Source organism: Mesorhizobium sp. WSM4813 (assembly GCF_055811555.1).
The window spans coordinates 129,021-146,026 of sequence record NZ_JBVVQU010000004.1; the positions used below are offsets into that span (position 1 = coordinate 129,021).

Annotated in this window: 14 protein-coding genes; 5 read left to right on the top strand and 9 right to left on the bottom strand. The window is 61.6% G+C overall.

Going from position 1 to position 17,006, the window contains the following annotated elements; all coding sequences use genetic code 11:
• Positions 1-170 precede the first annotated feature (170 nt).
• The 5 genes from AC0L25_RS03525 to AC0L25_RS03545 all read right to left on the bottom strand — a co-directional run bounded on the left by AC0L25_RS03525 (position 171) and on the right by AC0L25_RS03545 (position 4,076).
• Entirely contained in the window at positions 171-728 is a 558-nt protein-coding gene (locus AC0L25_RS03525; RefSeq protein ID WP_473594226.1) for an OmpA family protein, read from the bottom strand.
• A 98-nt stretch (positions 729-826) separates the two neighbouring features.
• Positions 827-1,390, bottom strand: a complete 564-nt coding sequence (locus AC0L25_RS03530; protein WP_473594227.1) for a GNAT family N-acetyltransferase — start codon at positions 1,388-1,390, stop codon at positions 827-829.
• On the bottom strand, positions 1,390-2,247 hold the full coding sequence (gene sseA / locus AC0L25_RS03535) for a 3-mercaptopyruvate sulfurtransferase (protein WP_473594228.1): 858 nt from the start codon (positions 2,245-2,247) through the stop codon (positions 1,390-1,392). Before sseA ends, AC0L25_RS03530 begins: the two co-directional genes overlap by 1 nt.
• Positions 2,248-2,298: 51 nt before the next feature.
• Entirely contained in the window at positions 2,299-3,042 is a 744-nt protein-coding gene (locus AC0L25_RS03540) for an alanyl-tRNA editing protein (protein WP_473594229.1), read from the bottom strand.
• Positions 3,042-4,076, bottom strand: a complete 1,035-nt coding sequence (locus AC0L25_RS03545; RefSeq protein WP_473594230.1) for a cysteine synthase A — start codon at positions 4,074-4,076, stop codon at positions 3,042-3,044. The genes AC0L25_RS03540 and AC0L25_RS03545 overlap by 1 nt, the downstream gene beginning before the upstream one ends.
• A 213-nt stretch (positions 4,077-4,289) precedes the next feature.
• On the opposite strand from AC0L25_RS03545, the gene AC0L25_RS03550 reads away from it, so the two are divergent.
• Positions 4,290-5,111: an SDR family oxidoreductase gene (locus AC0L25_RS03550; protein ID WP_473594231.1), complete on the top strand. Its 822-nt coding sequence runs from the start codon at positions 4,290-4,292 to the stop codon at positions 5,109-5,111.
• A 239-nt stretch (positions 5,112-5,350) separates the two neighbouring features.
• Here AC0L25_RS03550 and AC0L25_RS03555 read toward each other — a convergent pair whose 3' ends face one another.
• Positions 5,351-6,784 carry a DEAD/DEAH box helicase gene (locus AC0L25_RS03555; protein ID WP_473594232.1) on the bottom strand — a complete coding sequence of 478 codons (1,434 nt, stop codon included), beginning with the start codon at positions 6,782-6,784 and terminating at the stop codon, positions 5,351-5,353.
• A gap of 390 nt (positions 6,785-7,174) precedes the next feature.
• On the opposite strand from AC0L25_RS03555, the gene AC0L25_RS03560 reads away from it, so the two are divergent.
• Together AC0L25_RS03560 and AC0L25_RS03565 are read left to right on the top strand one after the other, a co-directional pair.
• Positions 7,175-8,707 carry an acyl-CoA carboxylase subunit beta gene (locus tag AC0L25_RS03560; protein ID WP_473594233.1) on the top strand — a complete coding sequence of 511 codons (1,533 nt, stop codon included), beginning with the start codon at positions 7,175-7,177 and terminating at the stop codon, positions 8,705-8,707.
• 5 nt (positions 8,708-8,712) lie between these two features.
• Positions 8,713-9,786 (top strand): M48 family metallopeptidase, encoded by a 1,074-nt coding sequence (locus AC0L25_RS03565; RefSeq protein WP_473594234.1) that lies wholly within the window; start codon positions 8,713-8,715, stop codon positions 9,784-9,786.
• Positions 9,787-9,820: 34 nt separating this feature from the next.
• On the opposite strand, the gene AC0L25_RS03570 is transcribed toward AC0L25_RS03565, so the two are convergent.
• Entirely contained in the window at positions 9,821-11,824 is a 2,004-nt protein-coding gene (locus tag AC0L25_RS03570; RefSeq protein WP_473594235.1) for a hypothetical protein, read from the bottom strand.
• Complete coding sequence (locus AC0L25_RS03575) at positions 11,821-13,353, bottom strand: NAD(P)H-hydrate dehydratase (RefSeq protein WP_473594236.1); 1,533 nt, start codon at positions 13,351-13,353, stop codon at positions 11,821-11,823. The genes AC0L25_RS03570 and AC0L25_RS03575 overlap by 4 nt, the downstream gene beginning before the upstream one ends.
• Positions 13,354-13,750: 397 nt before the next feature.
• Here AC0L25_RS03575 and AC0L25_RS03580 point away from each other — a divergent pair, with 397 nt between their 5' ends.
• Both AC0L25_RS03580 and glnA read left to right on the top strand, forming a co-directional pair.
• Positions 13,751-14,089 carry a P-II family nitrogen regulator gene (locus tag AC0L25_RS03580; RefSeq protein WP_006205430.1) on the top strand — a complete coding sequence of 113 codons (339 nt, stop codon included), beginning with the start codon at positions 13,751-13,753 and terminating at the stop codon, positions 14,087-14,089.
• 54 nt (positions 14,090-14,143) lie between these two features.
• The gene (gene glnA, locus AC0L25_RS03585; protein ID WP_287342273.1) at positions 14,144-15,553 is read left to right on the top strand and encodes a type I glutamate--ammonia ligase; all 1,410 of its coding nucleotides are present in this window, start codon (positions 14,144-14,146) and stop codon (positions 15,551-15,553) included.
• Between the two features lie 167 nt (positions 15,554-15,720).
• Here the strand turns inward: glnA and AC0L25_RS03590 are convergent, their stop codons facing one another.
• A complete protein-coding gene (locus tag AC0L25_RS03590; protein ID WP_473594237.1) occupies positions 15,721-16,761 on the bottom strand; it encodes a glutamine synthetase beta-grasp domain-containing protein in 1,041 nt (346 codons plus the stop codon).
• Positions 16,762-17,006: the final 245 nt, after the last annotated feature.

Sequence of the window (17,006 nt, forward strand, 5' to 3'; positions counted from 1 at the left end):
TGGAAAGAGCGCGGCTCATTCAAGCTAGGCTCTTTTTCGGGTGTTGATCCAGACCGCAGTGACTGAGCCTGTTTCGAAAATCACAGTGGCGAGTCAGATGAAGGTGTTTTCGAGAATCGGAAGCGCGGAAAACGCCTTCAGATGGCCGCCAACGCGGATTTCGGACAGGCTCAGCGGATGAAATCGTCGAAGCGGCGCAAGGTCACCCGGCGATTGCGCCAATTCTCGTTCTGCGTCTGAACGAGCAGGAACTCCTCGCCGTAGCCGACGGTTTCCAACGTATAGCCCGGCACGCCGAATTCGCGCACCAAGGTGCGCTTCAGCGAGGCGGCGCGCTGTTCGGACAGGATCTGGTTCGATTGGAAGGAGCCGACCGCGTCGGTATGGCCTTCGATCAGCACGCGGGCACCGGGGTCTCGCCGCAGGATGCGCCGGAGCGCATCGGCGATATTTTCGATCTTGCCATATTGCGATTCGGAAATGGCCGCCGAGCCAAAGGCGAAATTGATCGACTGGATATCGATCGAACGGGCCATGCGCCGCAGGTCCGGTCGCCTCTTGAATTCGCGGATGGTGACGCGCTGGTTCGGGCGCAGCTTAACGCGGGGCGCGGCCTCGAGCTGACGCTCGATCGTCGCCGCCGAAGGCGTGGTTGCCTGGGCGGCGGCAAGGGTCGGCACGGCGAGGGCCGCAATCAGCGCGGCGGCAAATGTGCGTCGGGTCAGCATGTCTTTCTCCTTCGGCCTCTGCCGCATCGATGGTGCCGGCAAGATGGCAAAGACAAGCTGAAGCATTGATGAACAATAGGTTCAGTTTGCGGAGAAAATCATGGCCGCATGACGCTGGCCGCACGCTCGGCGAAGGTCATTGGATGCACGATCTCCTTCTTTTGCGCGACCGGTGCAAAGCCGAGCTTCTGGTAGAGCGGCAATGCCGCCGGATGGTCGAGCGTGCAGGTCTGCACCGTCACCCGCCTTGGGCCGTGCGACCAGGCGGCGGCGATCGCCGCACCCAGGAACCAGCGGCCGATGCCTTGGCCGGTCGCGTGCTCCATCATGCCGAAATAGGCAAGTTCCACTTCTTCCGGCAGATGCGGCTTTAGGTCGAAGAAGCCGGCCGGCGACCCATCGAGATACAGCACCCTGATGTCGCGGTCCTCGCGATGGATGCCTGCAAAAAGCTCCTCGTCGCTCAGCCTCAGCACGTTGACCCAGTGCCATTTGCGGCCTACCCGATCCATCAAATAGCGGTAGAAATGCAGCGGAATGCCTTTGGTCTTCAGCAGCGCGATCTGGCGGTTGTACGGCACCGGCGGCGCATAGGCCGGCGGGACATGCATTTCGAGAAACGTCACCGTGACCTCGATGTCTTCAAGCGCTCCGTTTTCCATCACTGTCGATCCTTGCCCGTCACGACGGGCGTATCGTCAAGCCCACCCCATTCCGTCCATGAACCGTCGTAGAGCCTGTTGTCGGTATGGCCAAGCGTCTCGAGCGCCAGCGTGATCGCCGCCGCAGTGACGCCTGAGCCGCAAGAGGTGACAACCGGCTTCGACAGGTCGATGCCGGCGTCCTCGATCACCTTGCGCAATCGGTCTTTCGACAGCAGCTCGCCGTCCTCGGCAAGCGCCGAAAACGGCACATTGCGCGCGCCCGGCATATGGCCCGAGCGGATGCCGGCGCGAGGCTCCGGCTCGGTGCCGGCAAACCGGCCAGGCGAGCGCGCGTCGGCGATCTGGCTTTCTCCGGTCTCGACGATCCGGCGCATGTCGGCCAGGCTGGCGACGCGCGCGGCATCGAAGTCGGCATGAAACACGCAGGGCGCGATCTTCGTCGGCTCGGCCGTCATCGGCCGTCCCGCTGCTTTCCAGCGGTCGAAGCCGCCGTCCAACACGTAGACCTGGAACACCCCCATGACACGGAACATCCACCAGGCGCGCGGCGCCGAGAAGAAGCCCGGACCGTCATAGACAACAATGGTGTCGTCGGCCGAAATGCCCATAGCGCCGACATACTGGGCAAAATGCTGCGGCGACGGCAGCGTGTGCGGCAGTGGCGAATCGGGATCCGAAACCGCGTCCTGATCAAAAAACCGCGCACCCGGAATGTGCGCCGCGTCATACTCGGCGCGCGCGTCGCGCTTCTGCGCCGGCAGATACCAGGACGCGTCGACGATGGTCAGGCCAGGCTCGCCGAGGCGCCTCTGCAACCAGTCCGCATCGACGGTGAAAGGGCTGTCTTCGGCCATTCTTCTTCTCCTGCCCGTCTTTGACAATTTGTCTATCAGGCCGGCTGTTTATCAGGCCGGCGGCATCGGTCCAAAGCGTATTCGGAAGCGCCGGTTCTCGCGACCCTTCTTCTCGATCTTGCCGATATGGATCTCGCCGACTTCTCCAGTGCTCTTCACATGGGTGCCGCCGCAAGGCTGGCTGTCGATCGAGGCGTTCTCGCCAATGCAGACCAGGCGGATCTTGCCCGTGCCGACGGGTGGCCGAACATTCTTGGATTTCACCAATCCCGGATTGGCCGCCAGTTCCTCGTCCGTGATCAGCCTGACATAGACCGGGTGATCGGCCCGTACCAGTTCCATCAACCTGGCCGTCACGTCTTCCCTGGTGAAGCCGGCATTCGGAATATCAAAATCGATACGGCTGTCGTCCTCGGAAACCGAGGCGCCGGTGATCGGGAACGGGCAGACGACGGTGAGCAAATGGCAGGCTGTGTGCATGCGCATCAGCAGATGCCGCCGCTCCCAATCGACGGCGAGCTTTATCGGTTCGCCGACCTCAAGCACCGCCTGCTCAGGCTGCGGCACATGAATGATCTCGTCCTTGGTCTCACCGGTGATGGTGGCGGCAACTGCGATCAGGCTGCCATCGGCGCGTTCGAGTGTGCCCGTATCGCCCGGCTGCCCGCCCGACGTGGCATAGAAGATCGTCCGGTCCAGAATGATGCCACCACGATCGTTGATGGCGACCACCACGGCATCAGCCGTCCTGAGATAGGCGTCGTCGCGAAACAGGGCGTCCGTCCTGTAAGCCATCACGCAACCTTTTCGAACGGCACCGAAATTGTGCTTCGCTGTTCCATCCAACCCGGCACCGGCAGTTTCTTTTGGCGCAGGAATTCAGGGTTGAACAATTTCGACTGATAGCGCGTGCCGTAGTCGCAAAGCACGGTCACGATGGTGTGGCCGGGACCCATCTCACGCGCCAACCGGATGGCGCCGGCAATGTTGATGCCGGTCGAGCCGCCGACGCACAGGCCTTCCTCCTGGATAAGGTCGAAGACGATCGGCAGTGCATCCTCGTCCGTAATCTGGAAGGAGAAATCCGGCGTGAACCCTTCCAGATTGGCGGTGACCCGCCCCTGCCCGATGCCTTCGGTGATCGAGCTGCCTTCGGATTTCAGCTCGCCGGTGGTGTAGAAACTGTAGAGCGCCGCACCGAGGGGATCGGCGAGCGCGATCTTGACGTCCTTGCTCCTGGCCTTCAGCCCGAAGGCGACGCCGGCCAGTGTCCCGCCGGAGCCGACCGCCGAGACGAAACCGTCGACCTTGCCGCCGGTTTGGGCCCAGATTTCCTCCGCTGTAGTGCGGGTATGGCCATCACGGTTGGCGACGTTGTCGAACTGATTGGCCCAGATCGCGCCGTTCGGCTCGGACCTGGCCATCTGCTCGGCCAGACGGCCCGACAGTTTCACGTAATTGTTGGGGTTCTTGTAGGGAACGGCAGGCACCTCGATCAGCTCGGCGCCGAGCAATTTGATCGTGTCCTTCTTCTCCTGGCTTTGTGTCTCGGGGATGACGATCACGGTGCGGTAGCCGAGTGCCTTGGCGACCAGCGTCAATCCGATGCCGGTGTTGCCGGCCGTCCCCTCGACGATGACCCCGCCCGGCCTCAAGAGCCCGCGCTGCTCGGCGTCGCGGATGATGAACAGCGCGGCGCGGTCCTTCACCGATTGGCCCGGATTCATGAACTCGGCCTTTCCCAGGATCTCGCAGCCGGTTTCTTCCGAGGCTTTGTTGAGGCGGATCAGAGGCGTATTGCCGATCGCTTCGATCACAGAACGGGGCATGGAGATTCCTTTATGCTTGCGGCGGAACCCTAGAAACCCGAAGCTTCGGTTTCAAGGCAAGAATTTGTCTGGTCCAGCGGCATTTCTGGGCTGCAATTTCCTAACACAGATGTCGCGTTCCGCCATTCGTTGAAGCTCCCACTGAAAAGCGCGCTTTTCATCCGATTTCTTCATCGCTAGAGCACAGGCTACGAAAAAGTCGCAGGGCATAGCATGACACTCTATCGGGCCAACCCGAGGCACGGCGTCGCCTGGATTACGGGCGGCAGCAGCGGCCTCGGCCGTTCACTGGCGAAGGACCTTGCGGCGCAAGGCTATGCCGTCGCGGTGACGGCACGCGACGACGATCCGATCGATACGCTTGTTGTCGAGACGGCGCAGATGCCGGGCCATGTCACGGCCTATCCATGCGACGTCACCGACGAGAAACGCATGGCAAAGACGGTCGCCGCGATCGAGAAGGATCTTGGCCCGATCGTTTTGGCCGTCTTCAATGCCGGGAGCTATATTGCGACCGCCGGCGAAGACCTCAGCGTCCGTAGATTTCGCCAGTCCTTCGATGTCAATTATTTCGGCATCATCAACGGCCTGGTGCCGGTCATCGAACGCATGCGCGTCCGCGCCCGCGGCCATATCGTCCTGGTCGGTTCGGTCACCGCCTATTTCGGCTGGCCGACCACGGCCGCGTATGGCGGCACCAAGGCGGCGGTCAATATCCTCGCGGAGTCGCTGAAGTACGATTTCGACAAGATGAACGTCCGCATCCAGGTGATAAATCCGGGCTTCGTCGACACCCCGCTGACCGAGAAGAATTTGTTGCCGATGCCCGGGCTGATGCCCGTCAATCGCGCCTCGCGCCGCATGGCGCGCGGCATCAAGTCCGGCGGCTTCGAAGTCACCTTCCCGCGCCGCTTGAGCTGGGGCCTGAAGCTGCTCAGAATCCTGCCGAGACCGTTCTGCCGATGGGTCATCAGCACCGCGACCCGCTGGAAGGCGCGTCCGCTGAATTTCGACCGCAAGCCGCCGAGCGAATAGACGGGCCTTCAAAGTTGGCGATCCCGCCGCCGGCGGGACGTCGTTGCCTGGTTGCCATCGCGGCCATAGGTTGCGGATTGTTGCGTGGAGTCTGCGATGGGGCGAAGGATCGTGCTCACGGAGTAACGGGCGCGTCCAGGAAAATGAAAAAGGCGACCGAAGCATCGCTCCGATCGCCCTTTTTTCAGTTCTCGCAAACCAAGCCAAGCCCGCGGGCTCAGCCGGTTCTAACTATCCGGTTACGCAGCTCGCGCCGCTGGCCGCTTGCCGCCGAAACGACGCTTGTTGTTGCCCTTGAAGGGCTTGGCGCCTTCCGGCTTGCGCTCGCCGACAAAGGCAGGCTTGTCCCCAAAACGCTTCTTGCCGAAGCCATTGTTCTGGCCGCCTGGCCGCCTGCCGTCGCGACGGCCATTGCGGTCGTTGGCCGGCTCGAAACTGCGCTCGTTCTTTTCGGCAGGATTGCGCTGCGGATCGGGGCTGCCGAGATGATCGGCAACGATCGGCAGCTTGGTGCGGATGATGCGCTCGACCTGGCGCAGCTTGCTGTTTTCGGAGGGATCGCAAAGCGTGATGGCGATGCCGTCCATGCCGTTACGGCCGGTACGGCCGATGCGGTGGACGTAGCTCTCCGCCTCGTCCGGCAGGTCGAAATTCACCACGTGGCTGATGCCGGGCACGTCGATGCCGCGCGCCGCGATATCGGTCGCCACAAGAATACGCACCGAACCCTCGCGGAAATCGTTCAGCGCCTTCTGGCGGGCGTTCTGCGACTTGTTGCCGTGGATGACGGCGGCCTTGAAGCCGTCGCGCTCGAGGTCCTTGGTCACCCTGTCGGCGCCATGCTTGGTGCGCGAAAAAATGATGACGGACTTCATCGCCTCGTCGGCAAGCATCGTCGACAGCACCTGGCGCTTCTGCTTGGTGCGGGCAAAGACGACGCCCTGTACGATTTCGGCGGCCGCGGTGCTGTGAGGCGCCACTTCGACGCGGATCGGGTTCTTCAGCAGGCCCTTCGCCAGTTCGGCGATTTCGGCCGGCATGGTCGCCGAGAACAGCACCGTCTGACGGTCCGGCGCGGTCGCCCTGGCGATGCGCTTGACGTCGTTGATGAAGCCCATGTCGAGCATGCGATCGCCTTCGTCCAGCACCAGCCATTTGGTGTCGGCAAGAACGAGGTCGCCCTCACGCACCAGGTCGGTCAGCCGACCGGGCGTGGCAATCAAAATGTCGACGCCGGGAGCAATCTTTTTCACCTGGCTGAAGCGCGAGACGCCGCCAAGCACGAGTGCTGTCGAGACATGCGCGCCCTTGGCGAGCAGCTTGATCATCTCTTCGATCTGCACGGCGAGTTCGCGCGTCGGCGCCAGGATCAGCGCGCGAGCGGTCTTCGGCCGGCGCTTGGTGCCGAGCGCGATGATCTTCGACAGGATCGGCAGCGCGAACGCCGCGGTCTTGCCGGAACCGGTCTGGGCGATGCCGAAAATGTCACGGCCTTCCAGCTGCGGCGGGATCGCCTGAGCTTGGATCGGCTTCGGATCGGTGAAGCCTGCGCGATGGGTGGCCTTGAGCAGCGCGCCCGTAATTCCAAGTGCTGCGAAACCTGAAAGTTCCCCAGTGTCCTTACCGGTCAGAGTGTTTCCGTTGGTACCGGTCAGAGTGTTTTCGTTGGTCAAAATATTCTTCTTTCACGCGGCTCCTGGCCGCAAACATCGATGGCGGCAGGGCGCAACCTGCCGTCGAAAAAACTGTCATGAAACGACAAGGCGGCGGACGTCATCGTCCGCACGGCTGCGCTGTCGTGCCCGCAGGCATCATGCCACGGGGCTTTTTCGCCGCCTTGCCGATATGTCGGAAAGAGGGAAAACAGACGCAACCAGTCTCATTCGTCGAGAAGGCCGGATAGGTCCCGGCCCAAGCGCCTATATCGCCGCATATGGCCCAGTTCGCCGCGAAATGCAAGGGGCCTCATGCTGCAGCGCAGCGAAAGCCGTGGCGAAGCGGCGCTTGCGCTCCCCGGCCGCCATGATTACCACAAATCAGCTTTCCGTTTTGGGGATCGACCGATGAAGGACGTGCTGAAGGAACTCGAGCGCCGCCGCGACATGGCGCGCATGGGCGGCGGCCAGGCCCGCATCGACGCTCAGCACAAGAAGGGCAAGCTCACCGCGCGCGAACGCATCGACGTCTTTCTCGACGACGGCTCGTTCGAGGAGTTCGACATGTATGTCGAGCATCGCTCGACCGATTTCGGCATGGAGAAGACCAAGATCGCCGGCGACGGCGTCGTCACCGGCTGGGGTACCGTCAACGGCCGCCCGGTCTATGTCTTCGCCAAGGATTTCACCGTGTTCGGCGGGTCACTGTCCGAGGCTCACGCCGAAAAAGTAGTCAAGGTGCAGGAAATGGCGTTGCGCAACCGCGCGCCGATCATCGGCTTCTACGACGCCGGCGGCGCCCGCATCCAGGAAGGCGTGGCAGCACTTGGCGGCTATGCCGAGATATTCCAGCGCAATGTGCTCGCCTCCGGCGTCATCCCGCAGATTTCAGTGATCATGGGCCCCTGTGCCGGCGGCGACGTCTATTCGCCTGCCATGACCGACTTCATCTTCATGGTGCGCAACACCTCCTACATGTTCGTCACCGGGCCGGACGTGGTAAAGACCGTCACCAACGAGACGGTGACGGCCGAGAGCCTCGGCGGCGCCTCAGTCCACACGACGAAGTCCTCTATCGCCGACGGCGCTTACGACAATGACGTCGAGGCGTTGCTGCAGATGCGCCGGCTGGTCGATCTGCTGCCCGCCTCCAACACGGCTGATATCCCCGAGATCGAATGCTACCAGTCGGTCTCCGATCACGATCTGTCGCTCGACCGGCTGATCCCCGACAACGCAAACAAACCCTACGACATCAAGGAATTGATCTTTAAAGTTGCTGACGAGGGTGACTTCTTCGAGATCCAGCAGAATTTTGCGAAAAATATCGTCACCGGCTTCGGCCGCGTCGAAGGCCGCACGGTCGGCTTCGTCGCCAACCAGCCGATGGTGCTGGCCGGCGTGCTCGATTCGGACGCTAGCCGCAAGGCGGCGCGGTTCGTGCGCTTCTGCGACTGTTTTTCGATTCCGATCGTCACCTTCGTCGACGTTCCAGGCTTTCTGCCCGGCACCGCGCAGGAATATGGCGGGCTGATCAAGCACGGCGCCAAGCTCTTGTTCGCCTATGCCGAGGCGACCGTTCCGAAGATCACCGTCATCACCCGAAAGGCGTATGGCGGCGCTTATGACGTGATGGCGTCAAAGCATCTGCGCGGCGACATGAACTATGCCTGGCCGACGGCGCAGATCGCGGTGATGGGCGCTAGGGGCGCGGTCGAGATCATCTATCGCAAGGACATTGGCGACGCAGAGAAAATCGCCGCGCATACAAAGGCTTACGAGGATCGCTTCCTGTCGCCCTTCGTCGCCGCCGAGCGCGGCTATGTCGATGAGGTGATCATGCCGCATTCGACCCGCCGTCGCATTGCGCGTGCGCTCCGCATGCTGCGCAACAAGGATATGCAGAACCCCTGGAAGAAACACGACAACATTCCGCTGTGACATCGATGATGTCGCGTCTGGTCCTCTACACGGGAGAGCACTTCGGCAGGTTTGCCATCCTGCTTTTCGTTCTGCCGCTTTTCTGCCCGGTGCTCCTCTGGCTGCTGCTCCTTGACCGGCATCCGCTCGCGCTTATTGCGGGCGGTGTTATTGCCGTGCCGGCTGCAATGCTGGCTTTCGTTCTGTTAATTGGGGCATTGTTTGCCGGTTTTCGGCCTAGCAGGGCGGAAGGGGTTACTCGAGAATCGGCCCCAAAATTGTGGGCAGTGTGGGAAAGCGTGGCTGGCAAACATCGCGCCAGCCAGTCGACGATTGTGCTAAGCAGTGACCTGAACGCCAGCATAGGGGAAGAGCGCCCGTTTCTGGGTCTGCTCGGCCGTCGAGCGATCTTGACCGTCGGTATCCCGTTGCTTGCCGTGACCGACGAAAAGGCGTTTTCGGCAATCCTTGCTCACGAGAACGCTCATCTGAAAAACAGGGACACAAATGGCGGCCTCAATCTCGCCGAGCTCGACAAAAGCTTCGATTTGATCTTCGAATATGCTCCTCCCGGAAAGACCGTTTCCGGCAGCTTGTTTTACTGGATACTGGCTCCGCTGTCGTACTCTCTGGAACGTGAAGGAATACGGCTATCGCGACGAGCGGAAATCGATGCCGATCGTCATGCGGCAATGTCAGGCGATTCGCACGAAGCAGCGCGCGCCCTGCTCCTGATCGCCGCAGCCGATAAATTCTTCGATGATCGGGTTCACAATCCGCTAAAGCGTGAGTTGCTTGGCGCGATGGCACCGCCTCGCCCGCCGCTTGATAGAGTTCTGGCGGTGTGCAGCGACTTGTCGAGTACGAGCCTTCTGCAAGAATATGCACTCAAGGCCTGGGACGCCCCCGATGACGAGAAAGCGGACCATCCACCATGGTCGGAACGTCTGACTGCTCTTGGATATAGCTCCGTTCCAACGATAGAGCCGGTTTCGGCTCCTGCCCTGTCGAGCCTGCTGAGCAATGAAATGGTCGCAGAGCGGGTTCGCCATTTCGACAGTGAATGGACATCGAAAATCGCCGATTATCTCGATCGGTAGGCGATCCCTCTGGATTGTTGCGACGAGCTACCGATCACTCCGCTTCCGCCGCGCCAAACCCCGCCCCCATGGTGGCGCGGACAGCGCCCGCCCAGGGTGTCGCATGGTTGTCTATGCGCATCTGGAAAATGAAGTAGGTCGGCGAGCAGAAGCCGATACCTTTCACCTTGCCGACGCCAGGCGTATCGGGCGGCAGCGACTGGCACATATAATCCTCGCGGCAGAAATGATTGGCCGAGCAGGCCGGCCTGTTGCCGCGGTTGACCGCGCCGCCGAGGCACTGGTCGAAATTGTTGGTTGCCACGCAAATGTCGAATTTTTTGCCGCCGACCAGCCCGCAGATTTCGTTCGGCATCGGCTTGCCCGGCTTGAATCCGGCAAAGGCACGGTCCTTGTCATTGCAGCCGCGGTAGGCGAGGCCGGCTGGCACCCCAATCTTCGGCGGGCGGCAAGTGTAGGCGGTGCGCGAAATGTCGGTCGCGAAGGCCGCGAACTGGCCTGATATGCTGTAGCGGTCATTGAAAGGCTGCGCCGGGTTGCTGGTGATCGAGCCGGTCAGGCATGGATGGCCGGAGAACATCTTTTCGCTGTCTTCGGACAACAGGCATTGCGCCAATTTCGTCCGCACGCCCGACGCGGTCGCCAGCGCCGTGCAGACGGTGCCGCCGCCGCATTGCCAGGTCGTGCCGAAGCGGGCCGCATCCTCCGGCGTCAGGCACGGCATCGCCATCTCGGCCGGTGCGTAAGCGACCTCGCCGGCGCCCTTCCATGCGGCCGGCGGCGCGAAGGACAGCGGGCGGAAACGGTTCGGCTCCTTGCCGTCGGCGGTCGCGCGCAGCCAAGCCTCGCGCCGCGGCATCTCGGCATGTAGGTGCGGCGAGATTCCGATCTCGATGCGGTTCAGCGGCGAGGTCGTCTTGTCGTCGAGGCCGATGAAATGGAAACCCGCGGTCGAACCCGCTTGATGGCAACCCTGGCAGGCGCCATTATCCAGCCGCTCGACCAGCGCTTCCGGCGTGCGCACCAGCTTCAGCGCGGAATAGTCGAGCCCAGAAAAATCCGCGGGCTGGAACAGCGGCGTGAACGGGTGATTGGCCTGCCTTGCGCTGCCGAAAGTCGACCACGAGATGACTTTCTTCGCCAGGAATTCATCCGGGATTTCGTACACGCCGAGGTCGACCGCCGCGAGATTGGCGCTGATATAGTCGGCAAGTTTTGCTTTCAGCGCGGCCTCGTCGGCAAGCCGTGCCGCGTCGGGCGTGTTTTCCAGCGGTTTCTCGCGGATTTCAGCGCCGTCGATGCCGAAAATCCGCATGAGATAGGCGGCCTGCCCGCCGAATTCGGTCTCCTGGCCGGAGGGAAAGCGCACCATTTGGGCATTGAGCTCGAGCTGCTTGAAACTCAGCCCGGCTTTTTCAAGCGGCCCGCCGATGAGCCAGCCGGTATCGACTGTCTCGTCGAGCTGCGGCGTCCAGCGCCCGGCAACGCCCACGCAGCCGCCGTCGGCGTCCGGCGCGGCGCTGTAGATGGCATTGAAGTTGAACGGCAGGCGCGAGGCCTGGACCTTGCCGTTTTTCTTGAAGCTGTAGGCAAGGCGATAGATGAAACGGACCTCGCCGCAGGCTTCGTCGCCCCGCATATCGGCGAAATCACGCCGGTCGAGCCGGTTGACGACACCGACCAGCCGGAAGCGCGCGGCGTCGGTCTTCAGCCAGCGCATGTCGATGATGCGGCCGACATTGCCGTCGGTGACTTCGTAGAGCGGCCGCCCGCCAGCCTTCATCTCGGCCCGCAGTGCGGCGACATCGCTTGCAACCGTCTCGACAATCTGATGATAGGCCGGCGCCGTGTCATAGAGCGTCTTCAGGTCGCCCTTGCCATCGACGCCGAAAATGCCGGCGAAATCAAAACCCCTGGCGTCGAGGGCGGCGAGTACGGCCGGATCGTCGACGACCATCACCGGACCTTCTGCACGCGCGAGATTGGCTATGAAGAGGTTGGCGAAAATCGCAGCGATCAAGGCGAGCCGGCGGTTCATTCAGCGGTCATCCCATTGCGATTTTCGATAATCTCGCGCAGCACCGGCACCAGCGCCAGCGGCAAGTCATCGGCGATCAGCCCTGGCCCGAAATGGCTGCCAGCCTCGGCATGGATCCAGACCGCTGCGCAGGCAGCTTCGAAGGCCGGCATGCCTTGCGCCAGGAAGCCGGCGATGATGCCCGACAGCACATCTCCCGAACCGGCGGTGGCCAGCCATGGCGCGCCGTTGCCGTTGATCGCTGCTCTGCCATCGGGCGCCGCGATCACCGTGTCCGCGCCCTTGTAGACGACGATGGCGCCGGCGCGCTCGGCGGCAGCGCGCGCCTTGGCCAGCTTGGACAGATTCTTGTCTCCGGCGATGTCCGGAAACAGCCTGGCGAATTCGCCCTCATGCGGCGTCAACATCAGCGCCGGCGCGTTCGGACGACGGGCGGCTTCGAACAGAACGTTCGGCGCATCGCGAAACGAAGTGATGCCATCGGCATCGAGTACCAGGCCGTCGACCTTACCGTCTTGCCGCTGCCCGGTTGCCAGCACGCCGAGGGCAAAATCCCGTGTTTGTTCGCCGACGCCAAATCCGGGTCCAAGGACGAAGGCCGACGGCCGGCGGCTGCCGATGAATTCCTGTACGTCCGCAACGCTGTCGGCCTTGCGCAACATTATCGAAGTCAGATGTGCGGCATTCACCTGCACGGCGTTCGCCGGCGACAGCACGGTCACCGCCCCTGCCCCGCTCCTGGCCGCGGCAAGCGCAGATAGCCGTGCGGCACCCGTCGCCGATGGCCCGCCGGAAAAGACGCCGACATGGCCGCGCCTGTATTTATGCGCGTCGACGGCCGGGACGGGGAAATTTTCGAGCCAAAGCGGCGGGATGTTCTCGAAGGTGAGCGGTTGAAGCTGGGCAACGATCTCGTCGCTAATGCCGATATCGGCAAGCACCAGTTCGCCGCACATCTCGCGCCCCGGCAACAGCAGATGGCCCGGCTTTTTGCGCGCGAACGTCACCGTGATTCTGGCGCTGAATGCCTGGCCGAGAATCTGGCCGCTCTCGCCTGACACGCCTGAGGGCAGATCGACCGCAACGACAGGCAGGTTCAGTTCTGTCGCAACCTCGACCGCTCTGGCGGCATTGCCGGACAGCGGCTTGGACAGCCCTGCCCCATAAAGCGCATCGACCAGGATCGAACCTTGATCGGCAACGAACTCCGATAGAGACCGAGGCCTGACCGGGCATTCCGACGCGGCGAGCGCCGCGTCGCTGCCGGCTTTGGGCGAGCCGGATGCCCACAGCAAGACGTCGACGGCGCTATCCCTAAGAATGCGGGCGACGACATATCCATCGCCGCCGTTGTTGCCGGGTCCGCACAACACGTGGACGCGCCTGGCAGCTGGAAAATGGGCGAGCACCACGGCAGCGACCGCGGCACCTGCATTGCGCATCAGGCCAATGCCGTCGCGTGGTCCGGCGGAGATCGTCAACCGGTCGGCCTCAGCCATTTCGACCGGAGACAAAACTTCGTTGTTCATGGATGCCGATCCGCATTGGCTCAAGCTCGATCCTTGTGGTCAAACCCCGGTCCTTGTGTTCAAACATTGTCCAGTTTTCGGTTCGAAGCAAACGGTGATGAGATGGCACGATCTGTAAGCACATCGTTGGGGACAATGGCTTCGCCGAAGCACATTTGCCTGCGAAATGCTCTGTCTGCCCAATTATTGTGCGGACGGAAGGAACGACAATGTGTAGGTTCCCAGTATCCATGACGCATCCAACGCAGCGAATGACGCGAATTTACCCCCCAACGCGGCATGGCATCGAAATCGCGTGATACCGCTTCAAATCCCTCAAATTGGCACAGTTCGTGCTTGAAGGAGGCGCAAGCGGGGCTCACAACCCGTCTTTTTGGCAGTGGAGGCCACTTTTTACATGAAAAAGATCGAAGCGATCATCAAGCCATTCAAGCTAGACGAAGTGAAGGAAGCGCTTCAGGAGGCCGGGCTGCAAGGCATCACCGTTACTGAGGCCAAGGGTTTTGGCCGCCAGAAGGGCCATACCGAACTCTATCGCGGCGCTGAATATGTCGTGGATTTTCTGCCCAAGGTGAAGATCGAGGTCGTGCTCGGCGACGACGCGGTCGAAGGCGCGATCGAAGCCATTCGCAAGGCGGCCCAGACCGGCCGCATCGGCGACGGCAAGATCTTCGTCTCCAACATCGAGGAAGTCGTGCGCATCCGCACCGGCGAAACAGGGATGGACGCGGTCTGAGGATTCTGATTTCAGATCATCTCCTCGAAACGTCATCAGACAGGGAAACATGACATGACGACAGCCAAAGACATCATGAAGCAGATCAAGGACAACGACGTGAAATTCGTTGACCTGCGCTTCACAGATCCGAAGGGCAAGCTGCAGCACGTGACGATGGATGTCGTTGAGGTCGAGGAAGACATGTTTGCCGACGGCGTCATGTTCGATGGGTCCTCCATCGCCGGCTGGAAGGCGATCAACGAGTCCGACATGGTGCTGATGCCCGATACCGAGACGGTGCATATGGACCCGTTCTTCGCGCAGTCGACCATGGTCATCCTGTGCGACATCCTCGATCCGATTTCGGGAGAATCCTACAACCGCGACCCGCGCGGCACCGCCAAGAAGGCTGAAGCCTACATGAAGGCGGAAGGCATCGGCGATCAGATCTTCGTCGGCCCGGAAGCCGAGTTCTTCGTGTTCGACGACGTCAAGTACAAGGCCGATCCGTACAACACCGGCTTCAAGCTCGACTCCACCGAATTGCCGTCCAACGACGACACCGACTACGAGACCGGCAATCTCGGTCACCGTCCGCGCATCAAGGGCGGCTATTTCCCAGTGCCGCCGATCGACTCGGCGCAGGACATGCGCTCGGAGATGCTGACGGTGCTCGCCGAAATGGGCGTGCGCGTCGAAAAGCATCACCACGAAGTCGCCGCTGCCCAGCACGAACTCGGTATCAAGTTCGACACCCTGGTCCGCAACGCCGACAAGATGCTGATCTACAAATATGTCGTGCACCAGGTCGCCAACGCCTATGGCAAGACGGCCACCTTCATGCCGAAGCCGGTCTTCGGCGACAATGGTTCGGGCATGCATGTCCACCAGTCGATCTGGAAGGAGGGCAAGCCGACCTTCGCCGGCAATGAATATGCCGGTCTCTCGGAGAGCTGCCTGTTTTACATCGGCGGCATCATCAAGCACGCCAAGGCGATCAACGCCTTCACCAACCCGCTGACCAATTCCTACAAGCGTCTGGTGCCGGGCTACGAAGCGCCGGTGCTGCTCGCCTATTCGGCGCGCAACCGCTCCGCCTCCTGCCGCATTCCATTCGGCTCGTCGCCGAAATCCAAGCGCGTCGAGGTCCGCTTCCCCGATCCGGGTGCGAATCCCTACCTCGCGTTTGCCGCCATGCTGATGGCCGGCCTCGACGGCATCAAGAACAAGATCCATCCGGGACAGCCGATGGACAAGGATCTCTACGACCTGCCGCCGAAGGAACTGAAGAAGATCCCGACCGTCTGCGGCTCTCTGCGCGAAGCTCTCCAGAGCCTCGACAAGGATCGCGGCTTCCTGAAGGCCGGCGGCGTCTTCGACGACGACCAGATCGACAGCTACATCGAGCTCAAGATGGCCGAAGTGATGCGCTTCGAAATGACCCCGCATCCGGTCGAGTACGATATGTATTATTCGGTCTGACCGGATCGGCTAAGGGACAAACAAAAACCCCGCCGGAGCGATCCGGCGGGGTTTTTGTATGGGATGGAGAACACTCAATCCAGCAGTTGGTGTTAGCCTGGCTAAACGCCAACGCGACGGAGAGCAGTCACGGCGCAGACAGAAGAGGTCTACGCTGTGCCGAGTGCTCAAGCGGCAGCCGAAACCTGGGCGCTGGCCGGGACGGAGGCGATCGTCTTCAGGATCTGGGAAGCGATCTGGTAGGGGTCGCCCTGCGAGTTCGGGCGGCGATCCTCGAGATAACCCTTGTAGCCATTGTTGATGAAGGAATGCGGCACGCGGATCGAGGCGCCGCGGTCTGCGATGCCATAGCTGAACCTGTTCCATGGCGCGGTCTCATGCTTGCCGGTCAAGCGCTTGTCGTTATCCGGCCCATAGACGGCGATGTGGTCCATCAGGTTCTTGTCGAAGGCCGCCATCAGCGCCTCGAAATAGGCCTTGCCGCCGACTTCGCGCATATGCGCGGTCGAGAAGTTGGCGTGCATGCCGGAACCATTCCAGTCGGTGTCGCCGAGCGGCTTGCAGTGGTATTCGATATCGATGCCGTATTTCTCGGTGAGGCGCTGCATCAGGTAGCGGGCCATCCACATCTGGTCGGCGGCCTTCTTGGAGCCCTTGCCGAAAATCTGGAATTCCCACTGGCCTTTGGCGACCTCGGCGTTGATGCCTTCATGGTTGATGCCGGCGGCAAGGCAGAGGTCGAGATGCTCCTCGACGATCTGCCTGGCGACGCTGCCGACATTGCTGTAGCCGACGCCGGTGTAGTACGGGCCTTGCGGCGCAGGGTAACCGCTTTCTGGGAAGCCGAGCGGGCGACCATCCTTGTAGAAGAAATATTCCTGCTCGAAGCCGAACCAGGCGCCCTCGTCATCGAGGATGGTGGCGCGCTTATTGGAAACATGCGGCGTCACGCCGTCCGGCATCATCACTTCGCACATGACGAGCACGCCATTGGTGCGCGCGGGATCCGGATAGATGGCGACCGGCTTCAGCACGCAGTCGGACGAGTGGCCCTCGGCCTGCATAGTCGAAGAACCGTCGAAGCCCCACAGCGGAAGCTGGTCGAGCGTCGGGAACTCGGCATATTCCTTGATCTGCGTCTTTCCGCGAAGGTTGGGAACCGGGGTATATCCATCGAGCCAAATGTACTCGAGCTTGTATTTCGTCATTCTAGCCTCTCGTTGCTTTGATCACCGAACCTTGGACGGCGCCGGCGTGCCAGCCACCCTGCAGCCGACCTGCCGGATTATTAAAAAGCAATTCGTGTGCCATTTTCACCGGTAAAGGATGCGACAAAACTGACGCCGCGTCCCGACAAATTCGCTGCGTCGTCATCGCAATGCGTCCGGATCAATCACAAGCGTGTTTTGTATAAATAATAGGCAGTTACTGATCTTTTTATAATCATATTGCC

Excerpts from the sequence above, each read along its gene's own strand:
- AC0L25_RS03525 (WP_473594226.1), bottom strand. The coding sequence starts at position 728 with ATGCTGACCCGACGCACATTTGCCGCCGCGCTGATTGCGGCCCTCGCC.
- AC0L25_RS03530 (WP_473594227.1), bottom strand. The coding sequence starts at position 1,390 with ATGGAAAACGGAGCGCTTGAAGACATCGAGGTCACGGTGACGTTTCTC.
- sseA (WP_473594228.1), bottom strand. The coding sequence starts at position 2,247 with ATGGCCGAAGACAGCCCTTTCACCGTCGATGCGGACTGGTTGCAGAGG.
- AC0L25_RS03540 (WP_473594229.1), bottom strand. The coding sequence starts at position 3,042 with ATGGCTTACAGGACGGACGCCCTGTTTCGCGACGACGCCTATCTCAGG.
- AC0L25_RS03545 (WP_473594230.1), bottom strand. The coding sequence starts at position 4,076 with ATGCCCCGTTCTGTGATCGAAGCGATCGGCAATACGCCTCTGATCCGC.
- AC0L25_RS03550 (WP_473594231.1), top strand. The coding sequence starts at position 4,290 with ATGACACTCTATCGGGCCAACCCGAGGCACGGCGTCGCCTGGATTACG.
- AC0L25_RS03560 (WP_473594233.1), top strand. The coding sequence starts at position 7,175 with ATGAAGGACGTGCTGAAGGAACTCGAGCGCCGCCGCGACATGGCGCGC.
- AC0L25_RS03565 (WP_473594234.1), top strand. The coding sequence starts at position 8,713 with ATGATGTCGCGTCTGGTCCTCTACACGGGAGAGCACTTCGGCAGGTTT.
- AC0L25_RS03570 (WP_473594235.1), bottom strand. The coding sequence starts at position 11,824 with ATGAACCGCCGGCTCGCCTTGATCGCTGCGATTTTCGCCAACCTCTTC.
- AC0L25_RS03575 (WP_473594236.1), bottom strand. The coding sequence starts at position 13,353 with ATGAACAACGAAGTTTTGTCTCCGGTCGAAATGGCTGAGGCCGACCGG.
- AC0L25_RS03580 (WP_006205430.1), top strand. The coding sequence starts at position 13,751 with ATGAAAAAGATCGAAGCGATCATCAAGCCATTCAAGCTAGACGAAGTG.
- glnA (WP_287342273.1), top strand. The coding sequence starts at position 14,144 with ATGACGACAGCCAAAGACATCATGAAGCAGATCAAGGACAACGACGTG.
- AC0L25_RS03590 (WP_473594237.1), bottom strand. The coding sequence starts at position 16,761 with ATGACGAAATACAAGCTCGAGTACATTTGGCTCGATGGATATACCCCG.